The sequence below is a fragment of the Pedobacter namyangjuensis genome, from assembly GCF_003313325.1.
In the GTDB taxonomy this organism is placed as follows: Bacteria; Bacteroidota; Bacteroidia; order Sphingobacteriales; family Sphingobacteriaceae; genus Pedobacter; species Pedobacter namyangjuensis.
Window position 1 is genome coordinate 161,676 of the sequence record NZ_QMHQ01000001.1, and the last position, 18,065, is coordinate 179,740.

Below are 18,065 nucleotides of genomic sequence, written 5' to 3' on the forward strand. Positions count from 1 at the left end.
CTCATTATCAATAAGTTTCAATTCCAATTTATCCAACAAAATCTATGCTTAATCCTGAAATAGAAAAAAGAAAAACCTTTGCAATTATTAGTCACCCCGATGCTGGTAAAACCACATTGACCGAGAAGTTTTTACTTTTTGGTGGAGCTATTAATACTGCAGGTGCGGTAAAACGTAACAAGGCAAACCAAAGCAATACCTCCGATTTTATGGAAATTGAGAAGCAACGTGGTATATCAGTTGCAACTTCGGTAATGGGTTTTGAGTATAGTGGCAAACGAATTAACATTTTAGATACACCGGGACACAAGGATTTTGCGGAGGATACTTACCGTACACTCTCGGCAGTGGACAGTGTTATTTTAGTAGTTGATTGTGTAAAAGGCGTAGAGGAACAAACGGAAAAATTGATGGCGGTTTGTAGAATGCGTAATACTCCGGTTATCATTTTTATTAATAAAATGGACCGTGAGGGTAAGGAAGCGTTCGACTTATTGGATGAAATTGAAGAAAAGTTGAACATCAGTTTATGCCCACTTTCTTGGCCAATTGGACAAGGACACACCTTTAAAGGTGTTTACAGCATTTACAACAAACACTTAAACTTATTTAATTCTGACAAAACCAAGGTTACCGATTCTGTAGTTGCTGTAAATGATTTAGATGATGCATCGCTATTGGATTATTTAAAGGAAACTGAAATTAACAACCTTAAAGACGATGTTGAATTGGTTGACGGTGTTTATGGTAAAATTGACAAAGATTTATATACAGAAGGCCTTTTAGCGCCGGTGTTTTTTGGTAGTGCAATTAACAACTTCGGTATAAAAGAACTTTTAGATACGTTTATTGATATTGCACCAAGCCCGCGACATAGAGAGGCGGAAGAGCGTGATGTTTTGGTTGAAGAAAAGAATTTTAGCGGTTTCGTATTTAAAATACACGCCAATTTAGACCCGAAACACCGCGATAGAATTGCATTCTTACGTATTTGTTCGGGCAAGTTTGAACGTAATAAATTCTATTATCACACCCGTCAGGATAAAAAGCTAAAGTTTAGCAACCCGATGGATTTTATGGCCAACGAGAAAAGCATTGTTGAAGAGGCTTGGCCGGGCGATGTGGTTGGTTTATATGACAGTGGCAACTTTAAAATTGGCGATACGTTAACTGAAGGCGAAAGATTACAATTTAAAGGTATCCCAAGCTTCTCCCCTTCTATATTTAAAGAGGTAGAGAATATGGACCCAATGCGTACCAAACAATTAGAAAAAGGTATCGAGCAATTAACCGATGAGGGTGTTGCACAGTTGTTTGTGATGCAACCAGGTAATAGAAAGGTTATTGGCGCAGTTGGAGAGTTACAGTTTGAGGTTATTAACTTTAGGTTAGAGCACGAGTATGGCGCAAAGTGTCGTTTCCGTACGTTAACCTATACTCGTTCTAGCTGGGTAACATCTACCGATAAAAAGAAGCTTGAAGAGTTTGTAAAACGCAAGCAACAACATATTGGTATGGATAAAGAGGAAAATCCGGTTTATCTGTCTGATAGCGAATACATGATTAATTTAACTAAGCAGGATTATCCGGATATCGATTTCCACAAAACCAGTGAGTTTAAAAGCTAGGGCAAAACTCCTAAAGGGCTTTTAAGATATGTTCAAACCTCGCAGTTTTTAAAAACCTGCGAGGTTTTGTGTTTATGCACCCAGCGGTTTCAGCGTAGCACAGCCTTTGGTTAATTAAACCTGATTGGCGTGGAAACCAAAGCATTTTCTGCTTTGTTGAAACAAAAGCAGGGCTGAAATAACCGATTAGCAATCTCTTGCTTTTCAAATAAATAATGAAGTCGGTTAGTTTTGCTCCGATTTGCTTAGCATATGGCTTGTGTGGCAATCTTAAATATTTGCGTTCAATAGTTGGTATCGTGTTGTTACGTTTTTCTTTTTCGCTGTAATTTTTCCTTTTTTGTCTACGGTATTTGTTACGTTAACTACGTTTATATATTTAGAGGGGTCGCCGTAAGATTCAAAAACAACAACTTCAGCAAAATTCTCGTGGTCTAAAATCTCTGGGTTATGGTGCAGTAAATCGATCTGTTTATTATCTAATGAATTTAAGAATGAAGCCTTGTCTTGCACAAAGTTTATTCGGCTAATGGTTTTGCGCCTTTCCATCCACATGTCGTTCTGCTCAGAGAAAGGTGTAGTCAAATAGCCATTGGCTACGGTTAGTGCAACGCTAAGCAATATTACTACAAGTTCGCCAAACCAGATTACCCAAAGCAGTAGGCCAGACACGTTTCCGCTACTTTCGATGCGAAATGTACCTACAGCGTTTAAGTTCTGTATTTCCTGAAATAAAATTCCTGGATGGGTGAAAAGAAAAAAGAAATCTCTGAGCAAAATTTTAATGTCGGCACCAGTTAGATTAAAGGTAAAACCTTTTGCGCTATACATTAACGCATCAAAAAGCACCCATTGATTATAGAACGCAAGCAGTCCGCAAAAAATGGCTATTGCTATACCAATTTTAAAATTTCTGATTTTACCAACTTTTACGCCCAGGTCTATAAAATAGCCTAATCCCATACCAAACAACATGGCGCAAATTGCTATAAACCAAATGTTGGGAACAAGTTTAACGAGCAGGATATAAACGATAGGTAAAATAAATGATGCTAGAATACCAAATAAAATAGTTTTTAAAATGCCAGACGGCGATGCGATACCAGACGGAACGTATTTTTCTCCCATGAGCTTAATTTAGAAGTGTGTAGAATAATATTTTGAGAATAAATTACGCAATACGGATGCCAAAATGCTATTTCTATAATAAAAAAATCCCCAATTTTTAGGTGGGGATTTCATGTATGAAAGATTTTTTTTATTTCAACTTGCTTAGTGCGGTTTTAATTCTAGGCAGCATATCTTTTATATCTTGCAGAGAACAACCACCGATTGAGGCTCTAAACCAGGGCATATTTTCATCGTTACCAAATGCAGAAAAAGGTACTAATGCACTTTGCGCTTCTTTAATTAAATAGAAATTCACGTCGGCACTGTTTTTTAGCAAATCGCCCTCTGGTGTAGTTTTACCGATATAATCTATTTTTAAGGTAAGGTAAATTGCGCCCATAGGCACAACGGCGTCTACTGCAAAACCTTCTGTTTTTAATTGCTGAAAACCATTGTACAATTCATCTAAGCTAGCTTGCACTTGTGTTTTAAAACTTGCCAAGAAATTATCAACTTGGCCTTTGTCGGCAAAGTATTTAGCAACTGCAACTTGCTCTGCCTTCGGTGCCCAAGCACCGATGTGACCAAGCAGGGCTTTCATTTTAGAAACGATTTTTTCTGGACCAAATGCCCAACCTACCCTAACACCTGTTGATGCTAAACATTTAGAAATACCGTCGATATAAATAGTGTAGTCTTTTAATTCTGGGCGTAAACTAACCGGATTTACATGTTCTTTGCCAAAAGTTAGTAAAGAATAAATCTGATCGTACATAATGTACAAGGGCTTTTCATCCGCACCGCGAGATTTATTTTCTTCGATTACAATGTCGCAAATCTCTTCTAACTGCGCTTTTGTAAACATGGTTCCTGTTGGATTTAACGGCGAACACAAAGCCAAAAGCGTTGCACCTTTTAAATGCGGCTTTAATTGTGCTGCAGTTGGCATAAAATTATTTTCTACCGTTGTTTCTACCGCTACGCCATTTGCCGAAGATAAGTGGCAATAGTGGTTATTGTTCCAAGATGGAGCTGGATAAATTACTTTATCTCCAGGATCTACCAAAGCTAAATAGGTAGCATATATTAACGGACGAGAACCACCAGCAACTAAAATATCTGATGTTGCGTAAGTTAATTGATAACGATCTGCCAACACATCAACAATGGTTTCTCGTAAAGGCAAAATACCATCTGCAGGCGGGTAATTAGTATGACCTTGATTGTAAGCAGTTACAATTTCTTCTTTTAATTCTACTGGTATCGGAAAAATTGAAGGATCAAAATCTCCGATCGTCAGATTGGCAATTTTAGCACCCTTACGTTTCATTTCGTTAACCTCGTTACCGATTTTTATAATTTCTGAGCCAATAAGTGTGTTTGCTAATACTGATACATTCATATTCTTGTGTTAAAAAATTAATGCCCAAAGATACGAAAAACCATCGGCTTAAGTACTTTGAGCATTTGATGCTTGCTGGTGTAAAGCTTTTAAACTACAATTTTCATCACTTTTCCGCCTTTGCGACTTTCCTCGGCCATAAAACCCATGATATGACTTTCAATAGATTCGTCGATTGTTGAGGTGAGCAAAGCTGGATTTTTTTGCGCAACAGCTTGTACAAAATCTTTTACTAATAGCCAATCGCCACCGCCATGACCGCTGTTTTTATAACCTTCTACATCTTCAGCCTTCGGAATAAATTTGGTTTCTTTATTGGTAACAAAATCATGATGCACCAATTCAGTCATATCGCCTACCAAATCGCCCATTGAACCCATAATTCGGGTACGGCGACCGTGATATGAAGTAAACGCTTCCATTGAGAAACTTGCGGTTACGCTATCGGCAAACAGGATATTGGTAATATAATGATCTGGCTGATCGTTCTCCATTCGCTAAACACATCGGCCATAGTTGGTTGTTTTTAACTTTTCGGCAATAAACACTTTTCTATCTACATCCGCCGGAACATCAAAAACCGATGTTCTTCTGTTTAAATCTAAATATTCTTTTACAGCAGAATAAGGACATTGTCGCTCAATTTTACAACCATCCGCACAACGTGCCGTGCTACCAGCAGGAGCATTTTCCTTCCTAAACCATTTTAAATCGCCCATGGCCGAAATTTGCTTACTTGGTTTATTAATTACCCATTTAATGATATCTAAATCATGACAAGATTTGGCCAAAATAATGGGTGTGGTTGCCTTTGAGTTATGCCAATTTCCGCGAACATAAGAATGCGCCATGTGCGTATGCTCAATCGGTTCGAAATGTTGTACGCTTATTACCTCACCTATCGCACCTTTGGCCAAAAGCTCTTTCATCTTCACAAAATAAGGGGCATACCTTAAAACATGGCAAACCGCTACAATTCTGTTGTTCTTTTTGGCAAGTGCCAAAATATCCCTGCATTCCTTTTCAGACGGAGAAATTGGTTTTTCTAAAAGGATGTCATAACCCATTGCCAAAGCTTTCATGCAAGGCTCGTAATGCAAATTGTCTGGGGTAGATATAATTACCGCATCAGCAAATTTTGGTCGTTTAAAAACTTCTTCCCATGTATTAAAACGATTAGTACTTTCGATTTCATGGATTTTTGCATACCTATCATTTCTAAAAGTATTAGGTTCGGCAACACCTACAATTTTAATCTGATCTTTAAATTTTGCTGCGAAGTTTCCATAAACCATGCCTCTGTTACCAGCACCAATGGTAATGGCTGTAACCGGTTTAGCTAATTTTTTATGTAATGGATTCTCGGGTATATTGTATAAAAAGGAGCGTTCGCCCAATTCGGCCAGTACATCAGTACTAACAATTGAAGCCCCAAGTGTAAACGAGAGGGTTTTTAATAGATTCCTGCGGTTCATATTTTTGGCTAGAAGGTGATCTTAAAACCAAATATACATTGCAAAAAGCATTGAACAATTCTAAATTAGCCTTAGTTAAAAAGAAGATATATAAACCTTTAGGAGGTTAAAAATTATAACGCCACCAAGTTCTCAATCGCTTTATTCACTTTCTCAAAACCAAACTGACTTAAGGTTTTCTGCATTGCAGCAGCTATTTCCTTGTTCATCAAATTACCAATACTACCTTCGTGCGTATGTTTAACTTCGTACATCGGCTTAAAATTACCGGTTTCTATTTGTTCGCCAACAATTTTATAAGCTTCTCTAAACGGAACACCTTGCAAGGCCAAATCGTTTACAACTTCCACGCTAAACAAATAATCGTATTTCGCGTCTTTTAAAATATCGTCTTTAATGCTAATATGCTGCAACATAAAATTGCACATCTCCAAACACTCGTTTAACGACGTAATTGCCGGGAAAAGATTCTCTTTAAGCAACTGCAAATCTCTATGGTAGCCAGATGGCAAATTGGTCGTCATCATGGCAATTTCATTTGGCAAAGCCTGAATTTTATTGCAACGTGAACGAATTAACTCAAAAACATCAGGATTTTTTTTGTGTGGCATAATGCTACTTCCGGTAGTTAGTTCTGAAGGGAAGCTTATAAAACCAAAATTTTGGTTAATAAACAAACAAACATCCATTGCCATTTTAGCTAACGTAGCTGCCACAGACGACATCGCTTGAGCCAAAATTCGTTCTGTTTTGCCCCTGCCCATTTGGGCGTAAACCACATTATAATTCAAAAGTTCAAAACCTAAAAGATCTGTGGTCATTGTTCTGTTTAACGGAAAAGAAGAGCCATAACCTGCGGCAGAACCTAGTGGATTTTTATTGGTGATTTTCCAAGCGGCTAACATCAGTTCCATATCATCGACCAAACTTTCTGCATAAGCGCCAAACCATAAACCGAAAGATGATGGCATGGCAATTTGCAAGTGCGTGTAGCCTGGTAAAAGTTTAGTCGCATGCGTATTGCTCAACTCAATTAATTGGTTAAACAACGTTGACGTATTACCTACCATTTCTTCAATGCAGCTTCTAAAATAAAGTTTCAAATCAACCAAAACCTGGTCGTTACGAGACCTACCACTATGAATTTTTTTACCGGCCTCGCCAATACGTTGCGTTAATAGCCATTCTACTTGCGAATGTACATCTTCTACACTATCTTCAATAACAAAATCACCCGCTTCAATTTCGGTGTAAATTACTTTTAGCGCATCAGTAACTTCTATCAGCTCTGCTTCGGTTAACAAATTAATACTCGCCAACATTTTAACGTGGGCCAAAGAACCCAGCACATCAAAAGCAGCCATTTGTAAATCAAGTTCTCTATCCTTACCAACTGTAAAAGTTTCAATCCCTTTATTTACCTCTATATTTTTTTGCCAAATTTTCATTTACTCGTATATAATTTTACCACAAAGTGGATGTGATTTTAGTGCACGCAAAAATACGATAAAAATGCAATAAAACCGGAGCCTATAACTTTATCACAACACAAAAGCAACAATGTTGCGTAAAAAATTTATGATGTTATTATTATTTGTCGATAAAAGTTTACATTCGCTTAATTAAATCCCTATACATGAAGAATTTAAAATTTATTTTACTCGCTTTCGTGTTTCCTTTAGCACTTAATTCTGTTGCTCAACAGAAGCCTGCTTTAACATGGAAAGACGTTTCTAAATGGTCTTACAACAGAGGTAGTACGCTTTCGCCAGACGGCCAATGGATGGCTTGGGCAAGTGGGCCAACTGAGGGCGACCTAAAGTTAACCATCAGAAAAACGTTGGATACACTTAGCTACAACTATCAAATTGGTGCTACTGCAAGCTTTGCTACTTTTTCTAAAGATTCGAAATTTGCTGCCTTTAAAGTATCTGCAAAAGATGCTGAAGCAAAAGCCGCAAAAAAAACAATGAAACCTACGTACGATAAATTATTGTTGGTTTCGTTGGCAGATAATAAGCAAACTACATTTGAAAAAGTGAGAAACTTTTATTTTTCTGGAGATGTAGCCAACTGGATTGCGATACAATTTGCACCGCTAGAAACCGTTGCAAAAGATAAAGATGCTGCAAAAGGAACCGATGTTTTATTGTACAATCTAGTAACAAAGAAGAGCTTTAACATAGGTAATGTTTTAGAATTAGCATTTAACAAAACTGGTGATTTATTGGCCTATACTATTGATGCTAATGGACAAAACGGCAATGGTATCTTTATTAGAGATATGAAAACCGGCTTAACCACTGCATTAGATAATGATAAAGCAGTTTACAAAAGCATTAACTGGAATGAAGAAGGAACCGCTTTTGCCCTTTTAAAATCGAACAAAAACGAAAAATATAAGGATGATGTTTTCAGTGTAATTGGTATCAGTAAAATTAACGGCGAGCAAACTGCCAAAGTGATCTATAATGGTATAGATGATGCTAGCTTCCCGAAAACAATGGGGATAAACACTAACGCTTCTCCTTATTGGTCTGATGATCAATCGACTTTGTTTTTTGGTATAAACACACTAGCAAAAAAAGACGATAAAAAAACAACCGACAGCTTAACCAAAGCAAAAAAACCTGATGCAAAAGCTGATAGCTTAGCAAAAACCGTTAAACCAGAACCTAAAAAAGAAGATATCGAAAAAACCTGATATGATTATCTGGAACTGGCAAGATAAACGTTTGCAATCGGCTCAGCAAACGCAAGAAATGAGGGATAAGAATTTTAATTATACCAGTTCTTATCGCATTACGGATAAAAAATTTACACAACTAGCAGACAGCAATATGCGTTCTGTTATGGTTGCTCCGAAACAGATTTATGCAATTGGGTATGATAACAACAACTATGAGTTATCAGGGAATTTAGATGGACAAAGCTATACAGACATCTATTTAATCGACTTAAAAACGGGTGTTAAAAAACGCTTGTTCGAGAAAATGTACGCTACCAATGGTGGTCGTTTATCGTTAGCTCCTAATGGTAAATTGGCAAGCTATTACGTTGATGGTGTTTTTTACAGTATCAACTTAGAGAACGGGCAGATTGCTAACTTAACCGGAAAAATCAAATCTTCTTTTGTTGATGAAATGGACGACCATAATGTACAAAAGCCTGCTACGCCAAATTATGGTTGGTCGGCTGATTCTAAGTACGCCTTGGTTATGGATAACAATGATTTATGGAAAATTTCTGCCGACGGAAAGAGCGTAACAAGCCTGACTGACAATTGGAAAGTGAAAAAATCTACCATTATGACGAGGTTGAGGCTATACCCTTACGAAAAAGGAACCGATTTAAGTAAAGACCAATATTTTATGGTTTTTAACAACGATACAAAAGACATGGGCTTAGCTTTACTTCCTGCAGGCAAATCTAAAATAAATGTTCTTTTTAGCGACGCAAACGCTTACGGAGGAATAAATAAAGCTGAAAAAGCCAATGTGTTTGTTTACACAAAAAGTAATGCTACGCAATCGCCAGTTAGCTACGTAAGTACCAGCGCAAATTTGGCTAACGCCAAGCAAATTAACACCAATACACCAGATCAATCAAAATATGCATGGACAAGCGGTGTAAAATTGCTTAAATATGTAAGCACTTATGGCGACACTTTACAAGCAGCCTTATACTTGCCAGCTAATTATGTCGAAGGAAAATCCTATCCAACCATAACTTATATTTATGAGCGTTTAACCGATGGCTTAAACAATTATTCGATGCCAGGTTATCCGGGCGGAGGTTTTAACAAAGCATTGTACTTAAGCAATGGTTATGCAGTTTTAGAACCAGACATCAAGTATAAACTGAACGATCCGGGTATGTCGTCGGTGGCTTGCGTTGTACCAGCTGTAAAAGCAGCAATTGCTACAGGCGTTGTAGATGAGAAAAATGTTGCCATACACGGGCACTCTTGGGGCGGCTACCAAACTTCGTTTTTAATTACGCAAACTAACATTTTTAAAGCTGCGGCAGCTGGTGCACCATTAACCAATATGATTAGTATGTACAGTTTAATTTACTGGAATAGCGGCGGTACCAACCAAGCTATTTTTGAAGCTAGCCAAGGCAGGTTAACTCCAGGTTACTGGGACAACTGGGACGCTTTTGCCCGCAACTCGCCAGTGTATCACATTAAAAAAGTTCAAACGCCGTTGTTGCTTTTACATAACGACAAAGATGGTGCTGTAGATTTTACGCAAGGAATTGAGTACTACAATGGTTTAAGGAGATTAAACAAACCGGTTGTAATGATTACTTATAAAGGCGAAAATCATGGTATTGCTAAAACTGCAAATCGTAAGGATTACGCAGTGCGAATGATGGAATATTTTGATTACATGCTTAAAGGAAAGCCAGCACCAGAATGGTGGAGCAAAGGTGTTAACCGTTTAGATATGGAAAAACACTTAGAAACTAGAGCTTTCAGCGAAGCTGAAGAAAATTAACCGTTTGTTATGCTGAGCTTGCGAGGAATCTATTTTATAAACTTAAAATAGATTCCTCGTTCCTCGGAATGACAAATATTTATTTGCCGTTTATAACCGGCTTAAGCATATTAATATATCCCTCTACACCTTCTGCAACTTCTCTAACATAAAGAAACTCATCTGCCATGTGCGAGCGTCCTGAAAAACCCGGCCCACATTTTAGAGAAGGAATATCTAATAAAGCCTGATCTGAAGTTGTAGGCGAGCCATAAGTTGTTTTGCCCAATGCAATTCCCGATTGTACAATAGGATGGTTTTTATCAATCGACGAAGGCTTTAATCTAACCGAACGTGGTTTCACTTCGCAACTTACATGTTGTTTAATAATTTCAACAACCTCTTCATTTGTATAGGCATCTGTTACCCTAACATCAACCGTAAATGTGCAATTAGCAGGAACCACGTTGTGTTGAGAACCTGCATTTATAATGGTAACCGTCATTTTTACATGCCCAAAAACTTCTGATACTTTAGGAAATTGGTAGGTGCGGAACCATTCTATATCTGGTAAGGCTTTATAAATTGCGTTTTCGCCTTCTTCTCTTGCAGCATGGCCAGCTTTACCATGGGCAGTACAATCAATTACCAACAAACCTTTTTCGGCAATTGCTAAATGCATTTCCGTAGGCTCGCCCACAATGGCAAATTCCAGTTCGCCCAAATCAGGGATAACCAATTCCAAACCATCATTTCCAGAAATCTCCTCTTCGGCCGTTGCCGCTAAACAGATGTTGTATTTTAAATCGCTTTGCGGATAATAATATAAAAAAGTACCGATAAGCGACACCAAACAACCACCTGCATCATTACTGCCTAAACCGAAAAGTTTATCTCCTTCAATAGCGGCGTCGTATGGGTCTCTGGTGTAACCAGAATTTGGCTTCACGGTATCATGGTGAGAGTTTAAAAGCAATGTTGGCTTTGCCGGGTCAAAATGCTGATTATATGCCCAAACGTTATTCAATTTCCGGTAGGTTTTTACACCTCTTTCCTCTAAAAATTGTGCAATTAAGTTCGCCGTTCTATCTTCTTCCTTACTAAAAGACTGAATGCGAATTAGCGCTCGCAATAAATCCAGACTTTCTTTTTTTATATTTTCTAATAACATAGTATCAAGTATTTAGCATCAAGTATCAAGATTTTGAGCCTAAACCCTAAATCTTTTACCCTATACTTTTAACCTTCCTTTGTGTACAAATTCCCTGCTTTTAAGGCCGATAATTTAATCCCCTTAATTAGCGAAGAACTAAAGCCGTTGTGCTCCATTTCGTTTAAACCGGCAATGGTACAACCTTTCGGCGAAGTTACTTTATCTATTTCAGTTTCCGGATGCGTTCCATTCAATAAAAGTAAATCCGCAGCTCCTTTTGCAGTTTGCACCGCCATTTTCAACGCTTCATCTGCATGGAAACCAATTTCCACACCACCTTGCGACGCTGCTCTTATAGACCTCAAAAAGAACGCGATACCACACGCACAAAGCGCTGTTGCCGAAGTCATTAAATCTTCATTTATTTTAACAACCGAGCCTACCGTTTCAAACATTTTGGTTACTTCGGCAATATTTTCGGCAGTAGCATTATCTGTAGCAATGCAAGTCATAGATTGCCCAATAGCAATCGCCGTGTTCGGCATTGCCCTAACCACTTCAACATTATTTCCCAATTTATCTTTAACCGCAGCACAGCTAACACCAGAAATTACCGAAATAATTAAATGTTTTGTGGGATCTATTGCATCGGCAATTTCATCTAAAACCGAGTTAAGCTGTTGTGGCAACACCGCCAAAATAACGATTTCAGCATTTGCTACACTTGCCTTATTATCGTTGCTTATAACAAACCCAACTTCTTCAAAAGATTTTAAATTGGCCAAATTTCTTCGCGTTAACGTTATATCGGCAACCTTCGCAAAGTTTGCTTTTACCAAGCCTTTGGCCAAAGAAAGGCCAATATTTCCAGATCCAATTATGGTTATTTTTTTCATTTTAAAATGATTTCACCGATTTAATATTTATTAGAAAAGCAGTTTCATCAAATCTATTAATGTTAGTCCTGCTATCCGCTTTACTTCGTTGCACTTCGTGTTCGCTACTATCAGGTTTAGATAACTTCTTTTGGTGCTAATTACACCTAAACACACTGCCCAATGGCACCACGACTAAAAGATCGGAATTGTGGAGCCTATGCTTAGCGCCAAATTTCCCTTAGGAGCTTAGGGATTCATTTTCGTTCCAAAAACACCGCCTGCAAGTTCATTTAGTTCATCGGCTTTGCCAATATAAACAGTACTAACACCTTTGTTAATTGCCTCAAAAGCATTGTGCAATTTAGGAATCATCCCGCCAGCAACAGTGCCATCGGCTTTTAAACCTTCAAACTCACCTGATTTTATTTCCCTAACCACAGAGTTATCATCATTTACATCTTTTAATACGCCCTTTTTCTCGAAGCAATATACCAACCTTGTTTCATAAAGAGTAGACATAGCTACTGCTACAGCAGCCGCAATTGTGTCGGCATTGGTATTTAAAAGCTGACTATCACCGTCGTGCGTAATTGCAGACAACACTGGTGTCAATCCTGCTTTTAGCAAATTATCAAGCGTAGCTGAAGAAACCGAGTTTTCATCCAAATCGCCTACATAACCGTAATCAATTTCTTCAACCAAACGTTTCTTTGCTTTAATAATATTTCCGTCTGCACCGGTTAAACCGATTGCATTATTACCCTTTGCCTGTAATTGGGCAACCATATTCTTGTTAATCAATCCTGCATAAACCATTGTTACTATACGCAGGGTTTCGATGTCGGTAATTCTTCTTCCATCAACCATTTTAGCTTCAATACCTAAGCTTTCGCCAAGTTCTGTAGCAATCTTACCTCCACCGTGCACTAATATTTTATCGCCAGGCAAAGCTGTAAAATCAAGCAAAAACTGATGCAAGTTTGCCGAGTTATCAATTACGTTTCCGCCTATTTTTATGATTGTGAGTTGTTTCATATTTTTTAAGCTTAAAGTCTAAAGCAAAAAGGTTAAAGCTTTGGTCTTTATGCTTTAAGCTTTCTGCTAAATTACAATTCTTCTAACATTGCTTTAATTACCGCTTGCGCTGCCCAAAGCCTATTTCCCGCTTCGTGAATAACCAATGAGTTTGGCCCATCTAAAATTTCAGAAGACAATTCCAAATCCCTGCGAACTGGCAAACAGTGCATTACTTTAGCATCGTTTGTAAACTTTAATTTCTCGTTATTCATCATCCAGCCATCCGGATAAGTTAAAACTTTGCCGTATTCTTTATAACTACTCCAGTTTTTAACGTAAACATAATCGGCACCAGCTAAAGCTTCTTCAATATTATATTGAATGTCTGCGCCGGGCGTAAAATCTTCCGCTAATTCGTAGCCTTCAGGTTGAGCAATTGTAAAATCTACCATACCTTCTGCTTGTGCTTTGCACATCCATTCTGCAAATGAATTTGGAACTGCTTGAGGCAAGGCCTTAACGTGTGGCGCCCAGGCTAAAACCACTTTAGGTTTTCTGCCATCAGGTTTTTTAGTCCATGTCTCGTGGATGGTTATAATATCTGCAAAACTTTGCAATGGGTGTCGCGTTGCACTTTCTAAACTCACAACCGGAATAGCACAATATTTCACAAACTTATTAAAGAAATCTTCGCTGTAATCTTCTTCTCGGTTATTTAATTTAGGAAAAGAACGTAAGCCCAAAATATCGCAATACTGACCCATTACCGCTGCCGCTTCGCGAATATGTTCTACAGTAGAACCGTTCATTACCACCCCATCTTGGGTTTCTAGAGCCCAACCTTCTTTATCAAGGTTCATTACCATTACATTCATACCCAAGTTTAAAGCAGCCTTTTGAGTGCTCAATCGGGTGCGCAGGCTAGGGTTCATAAAAACCAACCCCAAAGTTTTATTTTTAGCTAAATTTTGGTGCGCATAGGGGTTCGCCTTTAATTCAAGCGCATCTTTTACAAATTGTTTGATGCTCGGAACATCGTGTACGGAAGTGAAAAGTTTCATTTTAAGCGGAAAGTTAAAAGCGGAAAGCAAAAAGCTTTTCCTGTTCTATTTTCTTATTTTTTTCAAGAGGCCAATCAGCATTGCTTTTACCTCATTAATTTTACTGTCTGTTTCTCTATATAGCTCTTCAGATATATAGTTTAAATCTTTTACCAATAATACAGTATATTCAGTTTCATGACAAGAGCCTAAAGCCATATCTAAAAATCTTGCGAAGTCAGCATCAGAATTTCTTCCCGCTCCCTCAACAATATTTAAAGCAATTGAATACGTTGCTCGCTTTAACTGGCTACTCAGGTCATATTTTTCTGAGGTGGGCAAAATTGGTAATACCTCCCCATAAACGAAAAGAGTTAACTTATGCGCCTTTTGCCAAACTTCATATTTCCTGTAATCTCTCATCGTTAATGATGCTATGCGCTTTCGGCCTTAAGCTTTCAGCACTTTTCCAAAAGCCTCCAAAAACTCATCAGCATGCGCCTTGGTTAAATTTAATGCTGGTAATAAGCGAATTACGTTGGGCTTAGCCTCTCCTGTAAAGATAAAATGTTTAAATAACAATTCTTTTTTAATATGTGCTAATTCTTCCGGCAATTCTATACCAATCATCAATCCACGGCCACGAACTTCTTTTACCTGTTCAATTTTCTTCAATTCGGAAATTAAATAATTGCCAATTTCCTCGGCATTTTTCATCAAGTTATCTCTTTCTATAACTTCTAAAACTGCCAAAGCAGCTGCACAGGCTAAGTGGTTACCACCGAAAGTGGTACCTAATTCGCCATGCCAAGGCTTAAATTTGGGTGCGATAGATAGGCCTGATATTGGAAATCCATTTCCCATGCCTTTGGCCATGGTATAAACATCGGCTTCTACGCCAGAATAATCGTGCGAATAGAACAAGCCAGTTCTACCATAGCCGCATTGAACCGAATCGGCAATGTAAACGGCGTTATATTCATCGCAAAGCGAACGGATTTTTTGAAGAAAACTTTTTGAAGCTTCTTTTATACCGCCAACACCTTGAATGCCCTCTATAATTACAGCAGAAATTTCCTCGCCTTGCGATTTAAAAGTTTCTTCTAAAGCCACTTCATTATTAAAAGGCAAGAAGATTACATTTTCAGTTTGATTAACAGGTGCAACTATTTTAGGATTATCCGTAACAGCAACAGCTAAAGATGTTCTTCCATGAAATGCTCCCGAAAAAGCGATTACTTTTTTTCTACCATTGTAGAAGGAAGCTAATTTCAGGGCATTTTCGTTAGCCTCAGCGCCAGAATTCACTAAAAATAATTGAAAATCTTTTTTACCAGAAACTTCACCTAATTTTTGTGCCAATTGCGTTTGCAAAGGAATTTTAACCGAATTAGAGTAAAAACCTACTTTATTTAATTGATCGGTTAAGCGAGCTACGTAATGTGGATTGGTATGGCCAATCGAAATTACAGCATGGCCGCCATATAAATCCAAATATTGTTGTCCGTTAGCATCCCAAACATTACTGCCAGATGCTTTTGTTATTTCTATGTCGTTAAGTGGGTATACGTCGAATAAGTTCATAATTGAGGTATGAGGTTTGAGGTGTAGGGTTTAAGGTTTTGCCCCTCCACTTCTCAAAAATTTTAAAAATGAAATTAGCATTGCTCTAACTTCGTTAATTAATTTGTTCACTTTTAGATAATCATCCTCACTTATGTACTTCAATTCTGAGGCACACAAACAGCAATAATCTATCTCATTAGTAGAACCTAAGGCGGTATCTAAAAAACGTGCAAAATCTTTATCGGTAAATCTTCCACATCCTTCTACAATATTTAAAGGAATAGATAAAGAAGCTCTGGTAAGTTGAGATGTTAATTCAAATCTTTCTTCTTTTGGAAATTGAGTGGCAATATTTTTTTTGATGAACATATTCAACTCATGTGCTTTTTTCCAAACATCAAGTTTTTTATAATCTCTCATGCTATTTACCTTACGCCCTTAACCTTATACCTTCCACCTTTTTAAAAATTCGCGGCCTTTAAGCGCAAACCGCTATTTTCTTCCAATCCAAACATTAAATTCATATTCTGAACCGCTTGTCCGCTTGCACCTTTTAAAAGGTTGTCAATAATGCTGATGATAAATAATTTATTGCCATGCTTTTCTACATGAACCAGCGCTTTATTAGTATTTACAACCTGTTTTAAATCGATATTTTTCCGACTCACATGCGTAAAGGGGTGTTCACTATAGTAATTTTCGTAAAGCTGCAGAGCTTCTTCTAAAGTCAAATTACTTTCCAAATACATCGCCGCCAAAATTCCTCTGGTAAAATCTCCGCGTTGGGGGATGAAAGTTAAGGTCTCTGAAAGCGACGGTTGCAATTGCAATAAGCTTTCGCCAATTTCATTTAAATGTTGGTGCTCAAAGGCCTTGTAAATCGACAAGTTATTGTTTCTCCAGCTGAAGTGGGAAGTTGCAGATAAACTTTGCCCTGCACCTGTTGAACCTGTAGTTGCGTTGATGTGAACTTCAGATTTAATAAGTCCGGCTTTTGCCAACGGCAATAAACCTAACTGAATGCATGTAGCAAAACAGCCAGGGTTAGCAATATTTTTCGCCGATTTTATTACATCTCGATTTAACTCTGGCAAACCGTAAATAAATTGACGGTCTCCGACTGACGAATTACGGTTTAGTCTAAAATCCTGAGATAAATCAATGATCTTGATGTTTTCGTTGATATCGTTTGCTTCTAGAAATTTCTTCGCATCTCCATGTCCAACACAAAGAAAGAGCACATCAATATTTTGAAGGATTTCATTTGTAAACCTCAAATCCGTATCACCAACTAAATCTGTATGCACATCAGAAATTAAATTTCCGGCGTTGCTTGTACTGTTTACAAAAGCAATTTCTACGTCTGGATGGTTAACCAAAATACGAAGCATTTCGCCTCCTGTATATCCCGCACCGCCAATTATTCCTGCTTTAATCATAATTTAAAGTTAAAAGTAAAGGTTAAGCTTACGGCTAGCCCTATGTTTATATTTCAATTTTATAAAGTAAAAACTCTTTGTCTGGTCCCTGTTTTACAAAACCAATTTGCTCATAAAGACTTTGTGCTGTAAAATTATCGACAGCTGTTTCTAATTGAACAAAAATTGAGCCTTGCCGTTTCGCAAAATCCATTACTGTTTTAATCAATGCTTCTCCTATTCCTTGTTTACGATAAGCTTCATCCACAAACAAATCATTCAAAATCCAATTTTTGGTTAGTCTTGCTGAAGAATATTTCGGATAAAGCTGTGTAAAACCAACTGGTTTATTTTCTGCTGTAGCCACAAAAATCACCGATTCGTTATTTTCTAAACGAGCATTGATAAATGCTTTCGCCACCCCTAAATCAGAGAGTTTTCCGTAAAAAATTCTGTATTGATTAAACAGACCAACAACAAGGTCAGCTTCATTTAAATCAATACGTTTAATTTCAATTTTACTCACAATCTGTTCTGTCATTTTGAGTTGATGGGTAAGAGAAAAGTATAAATTCTAAATCTTGATTTGTACCATTCGAGATTTTATGCTTATCCCCTGCTTTAATCTGCAAACCATTATTAGCATTTACTAAAATGGTTTCGTTTTCAATTAAAAATGTTGCCTGTCCTTTTAATACGTAGAAAAACTGTTCTGCATAAGTATGAAAATGCAGTTTCTCTGCGGTTTGAGCAGGCATTAGTTCCTGCTTAATAACTACATCAGCTTTGCTTACAAAATTCCATCCATCACAATTATCTCCCCATTTGTAATGGCTTAAACAATTTTCTTTTGAAAGAATTACGCTCATTTTAATTTATTTATCCTTTGACACGCTT

Annotated in this window: 18 protein-coding genes; 3 read left to right on the plus strand and 15 right to left on the minus strand. The window is 37.6% G+C overall.

The features are described from left to right. The first annotated feature begins 44 nt into the window (after positions 1–44). Positions 45–1,628, plus strand: a complete 1,584-nt coding sequence (locus DUT69_RS00775; RefSeq protein ID WP_113651234.1) for a peptide chain release factor 3 — start codon at positions 45–47, stop codon at positions 1,626–1,628. A 270-nt stretch (positions 1,629–1,898) separates the two neighbouring features. Here the strand turns inward: DUT69_RS00775 and DUT69_RS00785 are convergent, their stop codons facing one another. The 5 genes from DUT69_RS00785 to argH form a co-directional block, all read right to left on the minus strand. Beyond that, entirely contained in the window at positions 1,899–2,756 is an 858-nt protein-coding gene (locus DUT69_RS00785; RefSeq protein ID WP_113651236.1) for a hypothetical protein, read from the minus strand. Positions 2,757–2,886: 130 nt separating this feature from the next. Then, the gene (locus tag DUT69_RS00790) at positions 2,887–4,140 is read right to left on the minus strand and encodes a pyridoxal phosphate-dependent aminotransferase (protein WP_113651237.1); all 1,254 of its coding nucleotides are present in this window, start codon (positions 4,138–4,140) and stop codon (positions 2,887–2,889) included. Between the two features lie 89 nt (positions 4,141–4,229). Continuing rightward, a complete protein-coding gene (locus DUT69_RS19400) occupies positions 4,230–4,634 on the minus strand; it encodes a hypothetical protein (protein ID WP_240186621.1) in 405 nt (134 codons plus the stop codon). Positions 4,635–4,637: 3 nt separating this feature from the next. Then, positions 4,638–5,615, minus strand: a complete 978-nt coding sequence (locus tag DUT69_RS00795) for a Gfo/Idh/MocA family protein (RefSeq protein ID WP_240186622.1) — start codon at positions 5,613–5,615, stop codon at positions 4,638–4,640. 113 nt (positions 5,616–5,728) lie between these two features. Continuing rightward, positions 5,729–7,063, minus strand: a complete 1,335-nt coding sequence (gene argH / locus DUT69_RS00800) for an argininosuccinate lyase (RefSeq protein WP_113651238.1) — start codon at positions 7,061–7,063, stop codon at positions 5,729–5,731. 188 nt (positions 7,064–7,251) lie between these two features. Here argH and DUT69_RS19325 point away from each other — a divergent pair, with 188 nt between their 5' ends. Together DUT69_RS19325 and DUT69_RS19330 are read left to right on the plus strand one after the other, a co-directional pair. Next, positions 7,252–8,319, plus strand: coding sequence for a PD40 domain-containing protein (locus DUT69_RS19325; RefSeq protein WP_205314191.1), 1,068 nt, complete (start codon positions 7,252–7,254; stop codon positions 8,317–8,319). Between the two features lies 1 nt (position 8,320). Continuing rightward, positions 8,321–10,117, plus strand: coding sequence for a S9 family peptidase (locus DUT69_RS19330; protein ID WP_205314192.1), 1,797 nt, complete (start codon positions 8,321–8,323; stop codon positions 10,115–10,117). 79 nt (positions 10,118–10,196) lie between these two features. On the opposite strand, the gene DUT69_RS00810 is transcribed toward DUT69_RS19330, so the two are convergent. The 10 genes from DUT69_RS00810 to DUT69_RS00855 form a co-directional block, all read right to left on the minus strand. Further along, a complete protein-coding gene (locus DUT69_RS00810) occupies positions 10,197–11,267 on the minus strand; it encodes a M20 family metallo-hydrolase (protein WP_113651239.1) in 1,071 nt (356 codons plus the stop codon). Positions 11,268–11,335: 68 nt separating this feature from the next. Continuing rightward, a complete protein-coding gene (proC, locus tag DUT69_RS00815) occupies positions 11,336–12,145 on the minus strand; it encodes a pyrroline-5-carboxylate reductase (RefSeq protein WP_113651240.1) in 810 nt (269 codons plus the stop codon). 228 nt (positions 12,146–12,373) lie between these two features. Then, on the minus strand, positions 12,374–13,162 hold the full coding sequence (gene argB / locus DUT69_RS00820; protein WP_113651241.1) for an acetylglutamate kinase: 789 nt from the start codon (positions 13,160–13,162) through the stop codon (positions 12,374–12,376). 71 nt (positions 13,163–13,233) lie between these two features. After that, positions 13,234–14,205, minus strand: coding sequence for a Rossmann-fold NAD(P)-binding domain-containing protein (locus DUT69_RS00825; RefSeq protein ID WP_113651242.1), 972 nt, complete (start codon positions 14,203–14,205; stop codon positions 13,234–13,236). 45 nt (positions 14,206–14,250) lie between these two features. Beyond that, on the minus strand, positions 14,251–14,607 hold the full coding sequence (locus DUT69_RS00830) for a four helix bundle protein (RefSeq protein WP_113651243.1): 357 nt from the start codon (positions 14,605–14,607) through the stop codon (positions 14,251–14,253). A gap of 27 nt (positions 14,608–14,634) precedes the next feature. Then, positions 14,635–15,768 (minus strand): aspartate aminotransferase family protein, encoded by a 1,134-nt coding sequence (locus DUT69_RS00835; RefSeq protein ID WP_113651244.1) that lies wholly within the window; start codon positions 15,766–15,768, stop codon positions 14,635–14,637. Positions 15,769–15,798: 30 nt separating this feature from the next. Further along, on the minus strand, positions 15,799–16,170 hold the full coding sequence (locus DUT69_RS00840; protein WP_113651245.1) for a four helix bundle protein: 372 nt from the start codon (positions 16,168–16,170) through the stop codon (positions 15,799–15,801). Positions 16,171–16,211: 41 nt separating this feature from the next. Next, the gene (gene argC / locus DUT69_RS00845) at positions 16,212–17,189 is read right to left on the minus strand and encodes an N-acetyl-gamma-glutamyl-phosphate reductase (RefSeq protein ID WP_113651246.1); all 978 of its coding nucleotides are present in this window, start codon (positions 17,187–17,189) and stop codon (positions 16,212–16,214) included. Positions 17,190–17,235: 46 nt separating this feature from the next. Further along, positions 17,236–17,709, minus strand: a complete 474-nt coding sequence (locus DUT69_RS00850) for a GNAT family N-acetyltransferase (protein ID WP_240186623.1) — start codon at positions 17,707–17,709, stop codon at positions 17,236–17,238. Next, entirely contained in the window at positions 17,687–18,037 is a 351-nt protein-coding gene (locus DUT69_RS00855) for a cupin domain-containing protein (RefSeq protein ID WP_113651247.1), read from the minus strand. The genes DUT69_RS00850 and DUT69_RS00855 overlap by 23 nt, the downstream gene beginning before the upstream one ends. Between the last annotated feature and the right edge of the window lie 28 nt (positions 18,038–18,065).